Genomic DNA, 12,876 nt, shown 5'->3' on the forward strand with positions numbered 1-12,876 from the left:
GAAATAAAGAACTCTCCCAGCATCTTTCGAAGGGGAGAGCCTAATTATTTTCTAAAAATGATCAAAAAGTGCAGTTTCAGCTTGCGGTATGATTTCTTCGAGCCATTCCAGAGCCCTCGGATTACCAGTCACACGTCCATAACGAGCCAGCTCTGCCGGGCGTTTATATCCAAACATTAGAATCGTCAGCGTACCAATATCACAGCTTAAGTCAGCTGCATCCCGTTCACCCTCTATACGCAAGAAAGCTGCTGCTCCCTTTTCGGAGACAGTCCATTCCCACAACCCGTCATTCCATGGGGCATATTTATCTTCAATATAGATAACCTGTTTCTTCTGACTGTTGTGACGCTTAAAAGAATAACTCTCCACGAATGCTTTAGCATTAACAATACGCGCCATAAAATAAGGATAATTCTCCTGCTCTATACGCGGATCAGGCAGCAAAAAGGGTAACATATCATCGGATGGCACCAGTTTTAGCGATGCACCGGTCACCATCGAATCGTGATTCGCAAGAAATGTCCACAGCCCCTGCCGGGCCTGTTCGTTCAAAAACACAAATTCATCAATGACCAGCTCTCTATTTTCTATCTTATATAGTACGTATCCTTCAGGTTCCCCAAGCTGTGAATAAAATACCGCAGTCTGACCTTCATCATCCAGAACAGAGCTCTCCCACCAGTCCAAATCACGCTTAAGTGTTCCGTTATATCTAACTGCAAAACGATTGTATAAGTTGTCCAATACTTCGATATCTATAACACCACGTCTTACCTTGCCCTCAACTTCAACCTTCTTGGGGAACCTGGCAACAGGAATGGAGTATTTCTTATATTCACAATAAACTTCCCAACCAAATTTGCGATAAAAGGGGATCAGGAACGGATGCAGAAAAGATAATGTCTGCCCCGCCTCATTCATCGTTTGCAGCGTATGCGCCAGGAGCTTTGCCACATGCCCCTGTCTGCGATTCTCTGGCCATGTCGCTACCCCTGCGAGCCCTCCCATAGGTACTAATCTACCTTGTATGTACACTTCGAACGGAAGAAGAGTAAGTTTAGCTTCCAAAGTACCTTCTTCAAAAGCACCCCATACGCGTTCTGCTTTAAATCTTTCCTTAGCATTCGCCCTTTTCTCACTGGGCAGCTTGTATTGAAAAGCATATTCAGATAAATCCATGCTTAGATCAAACTCTTCTGAGTGCAACTGTCTGATATCCACAAAACTCACCTCATCATTTATGAATTTACTTTTATGGTTAGTATAACAAGAGAGTTTATTGTGTGCGAATTATAAGGATATTTTTCGAACTTTTTTTAGTTATCCACAGCCTTAGGCAGTTTTAAAAATAGTCTTGTAATCTTGTTCTATTCAAGTTAAAATAATTATCCACTTATTAATCCCTCTATCCACATAAATATGACTATATCCACAGCAACCCGTGTATTACTTAGGTTTTCTGTTGACAGATCTACATAAATATGTACTTAATCCACACCATTTGGTGATTTTTTGCCTTTTAATCATCTATCCACATGTGCGTAAGTTTTCTGCAAATTCCAATGAATTATCCACAAGTTTTCCACAATCTATAATAGACGCAAAAAAGCCACTGTCGAGTTATCAACAGTGGTCTATTTGTGCTTGGCAACGTCCTACTCTCCCAGGACCCTTCGGTCCAAGTACCATCGGCGCTGGAGGGCTTAACGGTCGTGTTCGGGATGGGTACGCGTGGAACCCCTCCGCTATCGCCACCAAACATGCATCTGTGAAACAGACGCTGCCGCGTGAAATTCGGTTCATCACCAGAAGTGACAATGAATTTCTAAGCGTGTTACAGGCTTGATGCCTGAAAACTGAATCCGAAACGAATCTGCATTCTACATATAGGATAAGCCCTCGACCGATTAGTATTGGTCAGCTCCATGCATTGCTGCACTTCCACCTCCAACCTATCTACCTCGTCGTCTTCAAGGGGTCTTACTAATTGGGAAATCTCATCTTGAGGGGGGCTTCACGCTTAGATGCTTTCAGCGCTTATCCCGTCCGTACGTAGCTACCCAGCCATGCTCCTGGCGGAACAACTGGTGCACCAGCGGTACGTCCATCCCGGTCCTCTCGTACTAAGGACAGCTCCTCTCAAATTTCCTGCGCCCACGACAGATAGGGACCGAACTGTCTCACGACGTTCTGAACCCAGCTCGCGTACCGCTTTAATGGGCGAACAGCCCAACCCTTGGGACCTACTTCAGCCCCAGGATGCGATGAGCCGACATCGAGGTGCCAAACCTCCCCGTCGATGTGGACTCTTGGGGGAGATAAGCCTGTTATCCCCAGGGTAGCTTTTATCCGTTGAGCGATGGCCCTTCCATGCGGTACCACCGGATCACTAAGTCCGACTTTCGTCCCTGCTCGACTTGTAGGTCTCGCAGTCAAGCTCCCTTATGCCTTTGCACTCTGCGAATGATTTCCAACCATTCTGAGGGAACCTTGGAACGCCTCCGTTACTCTTTAGGAGGCGACCGCCCCAGTCAAACTGCCCGCCTGACACGGTCCCCGTACCCGGTAAGGGCACTAGGTTAGAACCTAGATACGATCAGGGTGGTATCCCAACGGCGCCTCCACCGAAGCTTGCGCTCCGATTTCTACGGCTCCCACCTATCCTGTACAGATCGTACCCAAATTCAATATCAAGCTGCAGTAAAGCTCCATGGGGTCTTTCCGTCTTGTCGCGGGTAACCTGCATCTTCACAGGTATTAAAATTTCACCGGATCTCTCGTTGAGACAGCGCCCAAGTCGTTACGCCATTCGTGCGGGTCAGAATTTACCTGACAAGGAATTTCGCTACCTTAGGACCGTTATAGTTACGGCCGCCGTTTACTGGGGCTTCGGTTCATAGCTTCGGGTTACCCCTAACCACTCCCCTTAACCTTCCAGCACCGGGCAGGCGTCAGCCCGTATACTTCGCCTTGCGGCTTCGCACAGACCTGTGTTTTTGCTAAACAGTCGCTTGGGCCTTTTCACTGCGGCCCCCTCGTGCTATTCACACTACCGGGGCACCCCTTCTCCCGAAGTTACGGGGTCATTTTGCCGAGTTCCTTAACGAGAGTTCTTCCGCGCGCCTTAGAATTCTCTTCTCGCCTACCTGTGTCGGTTTGCGGTACGGGCACCTTCTCCTGGCTAGAGGCTTTTCTTGGCAGTGTGAGATCATGACCTTCGCTACTACAATTTTCGCTCCCCATCACAGCCCAGCCTTAACGATGTGCGGATTTGCCTACACATCAGCCTCACTGCTTAGACGGACATCCATCAGTCCGCGTCACTACCCTCCTGCGTCACCCCATCGCTCATAGCGGATTACGGTGGTACAGTAATTTCAAACTGTTGTCCTTCGACTACGCCTTTCGGCCTCGCCTTAGGTCCCGACTTACCCTGAGCGGACGAGCCTTCCTCAGGAAACCTTGGGCTTTCGGCGGATCAGATTCTCACTGATCTTTTCGTTACTCATACCGGCATTCTCACTTGTGTAGTGTCCAGCGCTCTTTTCAGTACACCTTCAACCCCTACACAACGCTCCCCTACCCCAGATGCAAAGCATCTAGCCATAGCTTCGGTGGTGTGTTTAGCCCCGTTACATTTTCGGCGCAGAGTCACTCGACCAGTGAGCTATTACGCACTCTTTCAATGGTGGCTGCTTCTAAGCCAACATCCTGGTTGTCTGTGCAACTCCACATCCTTTCCCACTTAACACACACTTGGGGACCTTAGCTGATGGTCTGGGCTGTTTCCCTTTTGACAATGGATCTTAGCACTCACTGTCTGACTCCCGGCAATAAGTATATGGCATTCGGAGTTTGACTGAGCTTGGTAATCCTTGCGGACCCCGCACCCAATCAGTGCTCTACCTCCACTACTCTTATACCGAGGCTAGCCCTAAAGCTATTTCGGGGAGAACCAGCTATCTCCGAGTTCGATTGGAATTTCTCCGCTACCCCCACCTCATCCCCGCACTTTTCAACGTACGTGGGTTCGGGCCTCCAGTGCGTGTTACCGCACCTTCACCCTGGACAGGGGTAGATCACACGGTTTCGGGTCTACGTCCACATACTAATTCGCCCTATTCAGACTCGCTTTCGCTGCGGCTCCACCTTCTCGGCTTAACCTTGCATGTTAAACGTAACTCGCCGGTTCATTCTACAAAAGGCACGCCATCACCCATTAATAGGGCTCTGACTTTTTGTAAGCACACGGTTTCAGGTTCTATTTCACTCCCCTTCCGGGGTGCTTTTCACCTTTCCCTCACGGTACTGTTTCACTATCGGTCGCCAGGTAGTATTTAGCCTTAGCAGATGGTCCTGCTGGATTCATACGGGGTTTCACGTGCCCCGCACTACTCGGGATCCGTCTCGGAGAGAATACAGTTTAGGTTACAGGGCTTTTACCTCTATCGCGGGCCTTTCCAGACCTCTTCACCTACCATATTCCTTTGTAACTCCATGTGAGACGTCCCACAACCCCTAAGAGCAAGCTCTTAGGTTTAGGCTGTTCCGCGTTCGCTCGCCGCTACTGACGGAATCACTATTGTTTTCTCTTCCTCAGGGTACTTAGATGTTTCAGTTCCCCTGGTCTGCCTCTACATTTCCTATGTATTCAGAAATGAGTAACTGCGAATTACCACAGCTGGGTTTCCCCATTCGGACACCCCCGGATCAAAGCTTGCTTACAGCTCCCCGAGGCAGTTTCGTTGTTCGCCACGTCCTTCGTCGGCTCCTGGCGCCTAGGCATCCTCCGTGTGCTCTTATTAGCTTAACCTTGATTTTTCCGCAGGAAAATATCATACGATGACATTCTCTTTGGAATCATCTCACTAATAACATTTACTTGTTTACACAAGTTGCTAAAAGATGTTCTAAAACGCAAATTCGTTTCGGTATCCAGTTTTCAAGGATCAAGTGTATAGACATAACAAATAGATGAAGTTTGTTGGTGGAGCCAAGCGGGATCGAACCGCTGACCTCCTGCTTGCAAGGCAGGCGCTCTCCCAGCTGAGCTATGGCCCCGCAAATTCCATCAAAACCGAACAAATGGATACACGTTAATTGGTTGTGGAAGTTAAACTTCCGATTTGAATGTTCTCATTGCAGAGAACGATTCTCCATAGAAAGGAGGTGATCCAGCCGCACCTTCCGATACGGCTACCTTGTTACGACTTCACCCCAATCATCTACCCCACCTTCGGCGGCTGGCTCCCTTGCGGGTTACCCCACCGACTTCGGGTGTTGTAAACTCTCGTGGTGTGACGGGCGGTGTGTACAAGACCCGGGAACGTATTCACCGCGGCATGCTGATCCGCGATTACTAGCAATTCCGACTTCATGCAGGCGAGTTGCAGCCTGCAATCCGAACTGAGACCGGCTTTGATGGGATTGGCTCCACCTCGCGGCTTCGCTTCCCGTTGTACCGGCCATTGTAGTACGTGTGTAGCCCAGGTCATAAGGGGCATGATGATTTGACGTCATCCCCACCTTCCTCCGGTTTGTCACCGGCAGTCACTCTAGAGTGCCCAGCTTAACCTGCTGGCAACTAAAGTTAAGGGTTGCGCTCGTTGCGGGACTTAACCCAACATCTCACGACACGAGCTGACGACAACCATGCACCACCTGTCTCCTCTGTCCCGAAGGCCGCCACTATCTCTAGTGGATTCAGAGGGATGTCAAGACCTGGTAAGGTTCTTCGCGTTGCTTCGAATTAAACCACATACTCCACTGCTTGTGCGGGTCCCCGTCAATTCCTTTGAGTTTCAGTCTTGCGACCGTACTCCCCAGGCGGAGTGCTTACTGTGTTAACTTCGGCACCAAGGGTATCGAAACCCCTAACACCTAGCACTCATCGTTTACGGCGTGGACTACCAGGGTATCTAATCCTGTTTGCTCCCCACGCTTTCGCGCCTCAGCGTCAGTTACAGCCCAGAAAGTCGCCTTCGCCACTGGTGTTCCTCCACATATCTACGCATTTCACCGCTACACGTGGAATTCCACTTTCCTCTTCTGTACTCAAGCCACCCAGTTTCCAGTGCGACCTCAGGTTGAGCCCAAGGTTTAAACACCAGACTTAAATAGCCGCCTGCGCGCGCTTTACGCCCAATAATTCCGGACAACGCTTGCCCCCTACGTATTACCGCGGCTGCTGGCACGTAGTTAGCCGGGGCTTTCTTCTCAGGTACCGTCACTCCGGTAGCAGTTACTCTACCGGACGTTCTTCCCTGGCAACAGAGCTTTACGATCCGAAAACCTTCATCACTCACGCGGCGTTGCTCCGTCAGGCTTTCGCCCATTGCGGAAGATTCCCTACTGCTGCCTCCCGTAGGAGTCTGGGCCGTGTCTCAGTCCCAGTGTGGCCGTTCACCCTCTCAGGTCGGCTACGCATCGTCGCCTTGGTGGGCCGTTACCCCACCAACTAGCTAATGCGCCGCAGGCCCATCCCTCAGTGACAGATTGCTCCGTCTTTCATTCTTCTCTCAGGAGAAAAAAGAAATTATCCGGTATTAGCTACCGTTTCCGGTAGTTATCCCAGTCTGAAGGGCAGGTTGCCTACGTGTTACTCACCCGTCCGCCGCTAAGTCATTTTGAAAGCAAGCTTTCAAAATGACTCCGCTCGACTTGCATGTATTAGGCACGCCGCCAGCGTTCGTCCTGAGCCAGGATCAAACTCTCCAATTAGTATTGAAAAGAGCGATATGCTCATTTTGAAACTGACGATTCATTAATTGAATCCTTTTAAAAATTAACGTGTTCCATTTGTTCAGTTTTCAAAGAACTTGCTCCTAGCATTTCGACATTCAATGTCTCTTGCACAGGAATTAGAGTATATCATGTTTGTTTCTATCTTGTCAACTTATTTCTTCAACGCTTGTGTTTCGTATGTGCGATGCGTCGTAAGCACAAGAGATAATATACCATGCTGTCATTGAGTTTGCAAGCTTTTTTTGAAATAAAAAAATCATTCGTATAAATAACTTCAATACAATACAAATTGATACCATTCATCCATTATTTGTGGCTAAATAGAATTTATCGTATTCGCCAATCTTACCTTCTAACTATCAGTACAGAGAGGAGTCAAAATGAAAACCAAACCTACAGACGCTGCGTCCACGGTAGACAGCAAGGACAAGGAGCAGCGTAATCTGCAGCAGGCAACGATTTATAAAATTTTGTTAGCTGTCAGTTTTGTTCATTTATTTAATGATTCTATACAGGCAGTCATTCCAGCAATCTTCCCTATTCTCAAAGATAATCTACTGCTCTCTTTCGCCCAGATTGGATGGATCTCATTCGCTTTAAATATGACGTCATCCGTAATCCAACCCGTCATTGGATATGCTGCAGACCGTAAACCCCGTCCTATATTATTACCACTGGGTATGTGCAGCACATTTTTAGGTGTACTTCTATTGGCTTATGCCAATAGCTATTTTCTGGTCTTATTCTCGGTTATCCTGATCGGATTCGGTTCAGCCACCTTCCACCCAGAGGGTATGCGTGTTGCTCATATGGCGGCAGGTCAGCGAAAGGGATTGTCGCAATCTATTTTTCAAGTGGGCGGCAATGCTGGACAGTCCCTGGGTCCAATGCTTACGAAATGGGTGTTCATCCCCTTTGGCCAGATTGGTGCCCTAGGCTTCACGATCGTCGCGGCTGCCGGAATCGCTGTTCAGACCTATGTAGCTCGCTGGTATAGAGAAATGCTAGATGCCGGTTATACCTTTTATAAAAAATCAACAGCACGGGCAATCGACCCCGCCCGCCGAAAAAGTATACGAACAGCAACGATTATTCTTGTATTCCTAGTCTTTGTTAGGTCTTGGTATGGCGCTTCTATCGGCAGTTACTACGCCTTCTATCTAATGGACAAATATCAAATGACGCTGGATAAAGCCCAAATCTATATTTTTATGTATTTGGCTGCTGGCGCAGTGGGTACATTTTTTGGAGGTCCGCTGGCTGACCGTTTTGGACGGCGTAATCTCATCTTACTATCAATGGTAGGAACCGTTCCCTTTGCACTTGCTCTACCCTTTGTAGGTCCATTATGGGCGGCTGTATTGCTGCTGATTGGCGGTTTCATCCTTCTGTCCAGCTTCTCTGTTACCGTCATTTATGCTCAAATGCTATATCCGGGCAACATTGGCACAGTTTCAGGTCTGATCACGGGACTTGCTTTTGGACTCGGCGGGATCGGCTCATTAGTCCTCGGCAACCTCATTGATAGTATCGGGATTGCTAAAGTTTTCATCGCTTGCGGCTTCCTCCCGCTGCTTGGGTTTCTTGCCTTGCTGCTTCCTAGAGATGAGAAATTAGAAGAATGGGCGGCGCAATAACTTCTCAATGATCACTTAAGGCTTTACTCATTACTGTAGAAAATAGAGCCGCAGCCTTCCCGCTGCCTTCAGTCATGTAATTATCCTGATTCGTACGATCAAAACCCATCCATACCGCAGCTGTCCACTCCGAAGTATAGCCTACAAACCAAAGATCCCGATTAGCTTTCTTGCTCACGCCAGCCAAGTCCAATTGGGTCGTACCGGTCTTTCCCGCTACTGGTCTGTTCATCTGCGCTTTTTTCCCTGTTCCTTCATTAACAACATTGCGTAACATAGCCGTCATCGCTTCTGCGGTACGCGGCGAGATTACCTGACGTGATTCAGAGGGATGAGTATACAAGACCTTCCCTTTTGAATCCGTTATGGAGCGCACCATATGAGCCGCATTAAATTCTCCTCCACTAGCAAAGACACTGTAGGCCTGGGCCATTTTTAGTGGAGAAACCCCATTATGAAGCCCCCCCAAAGCTATTGATAAATGATTGTCCTCCTCCGTCAGTACAATTCCTAATTTGGCGGCAAATTGCCGCGCAGAAGAGATTCCAACCTGCTTCAATACCCATACGGCTGGTGCATTGATGGATTTTTGCAAAGCTGTGTTCATTGTGACCTGACCTTGGTATATACCGTTCAAGTTCTCAGGCTTGTAGCTGCCATAAGCAACTTTACGGTCGGACAGCATACTATTCGGGTTGAATTTCCCGCTCTCCAGTGCAGGTCCATAATCAATGATCGGCTTAAAGCTGGAACCCGGCTGACGTGCATCAATAATAGCTCTGTTCAAATTGCCCTCGTTTTGATCTCGCCCACCAATCATTGCCACTACTTCTCCTGTACGATGATCCATTATGGTCATAGCTGCTTCTACCTGCTGATCTTTTCCGTCAGGTGGAAATGAAGCCTCTTTGAGAACGGCCTGCTCAAGTGCCTGCTGTGCTTTGATGTTCAAACCTGTAACTATAGTGTAGCCGCCTGTACGAAGCTCCTCTACGGATTTCCCTGTGATCTGAGCCGCTTCCTTAAGGGCGGCATCCACATAGTACACTCCGGCAACCCCATTTTCGACCGCAGCTGGAGGCTGATATTGTTTACTCATAGCTTCCTGCATTTGCTCATACGTGATTAGTCGCTGATTGAACATCATCTTTAGCACTAGATTTCTTCTCGTTTTGGATAATGCACTATTGTCTACCGGGTTATAAATAGAGGGGCCTTTAGGGATTCCCGCCAGAGTGGCTATTTGCCAGATCTCCAATTTTTTCAGATCAGACACGCCGAAGTAACGCTTCGCTGCCGCTTTTACTCCATATTGTCCCCGCCCCATATAAATCTGATTGAGGTACAGCTGCAAAATCTCACGTTTCGTCAGTTGCTGCTCCAAGGCAAAAGCAATAGAGGTTTCATTTAACTTACGCAGCATATTCTTATCTCTGTTCAAATAAAGATTGCGAGCAAGCTGTTGAGTAATACTACTGCCACCTTCTGATAAACTCATGTCCAAGATATTTTTTAAGAAAGCGCGTGATATCCCTTTATAATCGACTCCTTGATGGCTATAAAAACGGCGGTCTTCTACTGTTAAAAAGGTATCTATTAATAAAGCCGGCATCTCCTCAAGCTCTGCTGTAAGCCTATAACCCGAGCTCGGTAGCGGAGTCATTCGTATAACTGTTCCATCTGAAGCTGTGATGAGGCTTGATTCTGGCAATTGCAGCCTATCCTCATGCCGGTTAAGTACAATCCCCCCATACTGGTATACATAGAACAAAATCAAAAGCGCCAATACCGTACTAATAACACTCACATCAAATAATAGGTACCCTACTCGCAATATCCGGGTGCGTGCATTCCATCTGCTCATGATTCGATAATCAGGTTCTCCAGGAACCGCTCCATACTCCGCACTTCATCATTCGCTGCTGCAAGAAGTGTATGTACTTCCGCCCCATCCTCTTCAACCTCACGGAGAGTGCGAAGTATCGCCCTAGTCCTTATTAATAAAGCTACTGCTGGTGTGTCTTCTATCCGCTTTGAGCTTGCACCTCTATCTGGAACTTCTATTCTTTGCATTCGATTGAGGTTAGCAGCAATTTCACCTATTTCTCCTCCAGAAAGAACCTTGATGTTCTGAGCGACTCCTTTGTCTGCCAGCTCCGAGGTTCCCACCACTAGCGAGCGCAAATCATCAGCTATTTTCTGTGAACGAAGAACATACAGCCCACCGAAGACTAGAATAAATAGAAGGATGGCACTAGGGGTTTGACCCATATGATTAATAACCCAATGGATAAGCCGGACAAAAAAGGCTCCTGATTGACCCGAATAATGAGAATACAGCAAAGCGACAGCCCGCTGGACAACAAAAAGAAAGGCAGCACTCAAAAGAGCGCAACCCATAAAAATATATAAATAGCTGATACGAACCGTCCGAAGTTTTGGCATGGTAGTTCCCTCCTTGTGCCACAAGGATAACTTCCAAATCTTAAGAACCCGCCAGAGTTTTCTTAAGATTCTATGAAGAATGGGAAACAGGTAATAAAATCCGTGCGAAGAGATGTATTTTCTACATAAATAACGCCATTGTGGCGTTCGATGATACTTTTGGCAATCGCAAGTCCAAGCCCTGAGCCGCCTGTATGCTGTGAACGCGACTTTTCTGCCCGATAGAATCGTTCAAAAATAAAAGGGATATCACTTTCCGCAATCCTCTCTCCGAAGTTGCTAATACGGACCACAGCATCATTTTCCTTTTTACTGAAACCTATCTCCAATTTCCCGCCGCTTCTGCCGTAACGGATCGCGTTAGTAATCAAATTTTCATAAGCACGTACTAATTCTTTAGGCGAAGCCTCTATCCATAACTCATCAGCAACGTCCTCGATTTCATAGATCATATCCGCCTTTGTTAGTTCAGGAACTGACTCCTCCGCCAGCTGCCGTATGAAAGCCTTCAAATCCAATCTCTGCATAACCAAAGGGTACTCTCCACTATTTACACGTGTGTAATCAAAAAGATCATCGATCAGTTTACGCAGCACCAGGGATTTGTTGTAGGCTATATCCACGTAATACCGGATTTCCGCTTCTTCCTGACATCGATCTTGTTCGATGTATTCCAGAAAGCCCAAGACAGAGGTGAGCGGGGTGCGTAAATCATGGGAAACACCTGTGATCAAGTCATTTTTTGCATTCACAGCTTTACGTTCCTCCTCTACGGAGTGCTGCAAACGCTCAGCCATTTCATTAATATTCTCAGCCAGCACACCCAGCTCATCCGTGGTTCTGACTTCAATTCTATGGGACATCCCGGAGCTTGTAATTTCTCGAATCCCTTTTGTGATCTCTTCCAGATACAGCACAACTTTACGTGTGTAGATAAAAAAGAATAATAAAAAGCTGATAATACCCGCTGCTGTCATTAGTGGCATAGAGCCAATATGATTAATAATCCAGCGCAGTATGCGTGAATAGGGAGCCGACTCTGAAGCCGGATTTAGATAGATCATAAAGTTGACGAGTTGGTACCCTGCCATGAGCAGCAAAGCGCCCGAAAGCACACTCAGCAAAAAAGCAAACATAAACTTCCAGCGAATCGTCGTTATATATTTAGAATTCAAGAAGCCTCACCTAATCCCTTCAGGAAGGTCCGTCTAATTTATAGCCAACTCCCCAGACGGTTTGTATATAACGTGGGCGTTTCGAATCGATTTCGATTTTGTCTCGGAGATTACGAATATGTACCATCACTGTGTTACCGCCATCTAAAAAGGGTTCATTCCATACCTTATTGTAAATTTGCTCCAAGCTAAGCACTTGACCTTGGTGTCTCGCTAAAAGCTCTAGAATAGAGAATTCCCGCGGAGTCAGTTTAATCTTCTGCTGGTCTACATACACCTCATGCTTAGACGTATCTATAGTCAGATCCTCAAAGCTTAGTTTGCTGTCGTTTCCTAACGTATTACTATCCTTATTAAATCCGTGATAACGGCGCAACTGTGATTTTACTCGTGCCACAATCTCCAAAGGATTAAACGGCTTGCCCACGTAGTCATCTGCCCCGAGGCTCAGGCCGGAGATCTTGTCCATATCTGTATTTTTGGCTGATAGTATGATAATTGGCATTTTCCGCTCTTCACGGATCTTCATACATGCAGCTAGCCCGTCCATTTTAGGCATCATGACATCAAGAATAATTAGATCAACTTCCTCTTTCTGCAGACATTCCAGCGCTTCCATTCCATCATAAGCCTTTAGCAGTCTATAGCCTTCATTACAGAGATAAATCGTTAACAGTTCTACAATTTCCTTCTCATCATCTACTAACAATATCGTTTCTCTCTTCACAGGAAGGTTTTCCTTTCAAATATAGTAATAAATATCTATAGCTATATATTAGCAGATCATCCGAATTTTTTTCTAAAAATGAAACGTTTAGTTGTAATCCACGCAAAAAAGGCCCCTGCTCCTCTCGTACTTAAACGAAATGGAA

The 12,876-nt window shown here is 47.0% G+C and carries 6 protein-coding genes, 1 tRNA gene and 3 rRNA genes; 1 reads left to right on the forward strand and 9 read right to left on the reverse strand.

The annotated features are described in order from the left end of the window. Window positions 1-51 precede the first annotated feature (51 nt). The 5 genes from NYE58_RS33295 to NYE58_RS33315 all read right to left on the reverse strand — a co-directional run bounded on the left by NYE58_RS33295 (window position 52) and on the right by NYE58_RS33315 (window position 6,723). Window positions 52-1,224, reverse strand: a complete 1,173-nt coding sequence (locus tag NYE58_RS33295) for a GNAT family N-acetyltransferase (RefSeq protein ID WP_339245180.1) — start codon at window positions 1,222-1,224, stop codon at window positions 52-54. A gap of 421 nt (window positions 1,225-1,645) precedes the next feature. Next, a 5S ribosomal RNA gene (rrf, locus tag NYE58_RS33300) occupies window positions 1,646-1,762 on the reverse strand. Window positions 1,763-1,890: 128 nt separating this feature from the next. Then, a 23S ribosomal RNA gene (locus NYE58_RS33305) occupies window positions 1,891-4,816 on the reverse strand. A gap of 172 nt (window positions 4,817-4,988) precedes the next feature. Further along, window positions 4,989-5,064: transfer RNA gene (locus tag NYE58_RS33310), tRNA-Ala, on the reverse strand. A 101-nt stretch (window positions 5,065-5,165) separates the two neighbouring features. Next, window positions 5,166-6,723 (reverse strand): 16S ribosomal RNA (locus NYE58_RS33315). The 16S, 23S and 5S rRNA genes sit together here with 1 tRNA gene alongside, the layout of an rRNA operon. 404 nt (window positions 6,724-7,127) lie before the next feature. Between NYE58_RS33315 and NYE58_RS33320 the strand changes: the two genes are divergently transcribed. After that, window positions 7,128-8,384 carry an MFS transporter gene (locus NYE58_RS33320; RefSeq protein ID WP_341004023.1) on the forward strand — a complete coding sequence of 419 codons (1,257 nt, stop codon included), beginning with the start codon at window positions 7,128-7,130 and terminating at the stop codon, window positions 8,382-8,384. Window positions 8,385-8,388: 4 nt separating this feature from the next. Here the strand turns inward: NYE58_RS33320 and NYE58_RS33325 are convergent, their stop codons facing one another. From NYE58_RS33325 to NYE58_RS33340, 4 genes are all read right to left on the reverse strand, one after another. Then, entirely contained in the window at window positions 8,389-10,248 is a 1,860-nt protein-coding gene (locus NYE58_RS33325) for a transglycosylase domain-containing protein (RefSeq protein WP_341004024.1), read from the reverse strand. Then, window positions 10,245-10,829, reverse strand: a complete 585-nt coding sequence (locus NYE58_RS33330) for a HAMP domain-containing protein (RefSeq protein ID WP_076276863.1) — start codon at window positions 10,827-10,829, stop codon at window positions 10,245-10,247. The genes NYE58_RS33325 and NYE58_RS33330 overlap by 4 nt, the downstream gene beginning before the upstream one ends. Window positions 10,830-10,891: 62 nt before the next feature. Continuing rightward, window positions 10,892-12,004, reverse strand: a complete 1,113-nt coding sequence (locus NYE58_RS33335; RefSeq protein WP_256719001.1) for a sensor histidine kinase — start codon at window positions 12,002-12,004, stop codon at window positions 10,892-10,894. Between the two features lie 19 nt (window positions 12,005-12,023). Further along, a complete protein-coding gene (locus NYE58_RS33340) occupies window positions 12,024-12,731 on the reverse strand; it encodes a response regulator transcription factor (protein ID WP_036678667.1) in 708 nt (235 codons plus the stop codon). Window positions 12,732-12,876 lie beyond the last annotated feature (145 nt).

It is taken from the genome of Paenibacillus sp. FSL L8-0708 (assembly GCF_038009325.1).
GTDB classification, from domain to species: Bacteria; Bacillota; Bacilli; order Paenibacillales; family Paenibacillaceae; genus Paenibacillus_AQ; species Paenibacillus_AQ odorifer.

What these genes read in the sequence shown, in the direction of transcription:
- NYE58_RS33330 (WP_076276863.1), bottom strand. Translation starts at nt 10,829, where the DNA reads ATGCCAAAACTTCGGACGGTTCGTATCAGCTATTTATATATTTTTATG.
- NYE58_RS33325 (WP_341004024.1), bottom strand. Translation starts at nt 10,248, where the DNA reads ATGAGCAGATGGAATGCACGCACCCGGATATTGCGAGTAGGGTACCTA.
- NYE58_RS33320 (WP_341004023.1), top strand. Translation starts at nt 7,128, where the DNA reads ATGAAAACCAAACCTACAGACGCTGCGTCCACGGTAGACAGCAAGGAC.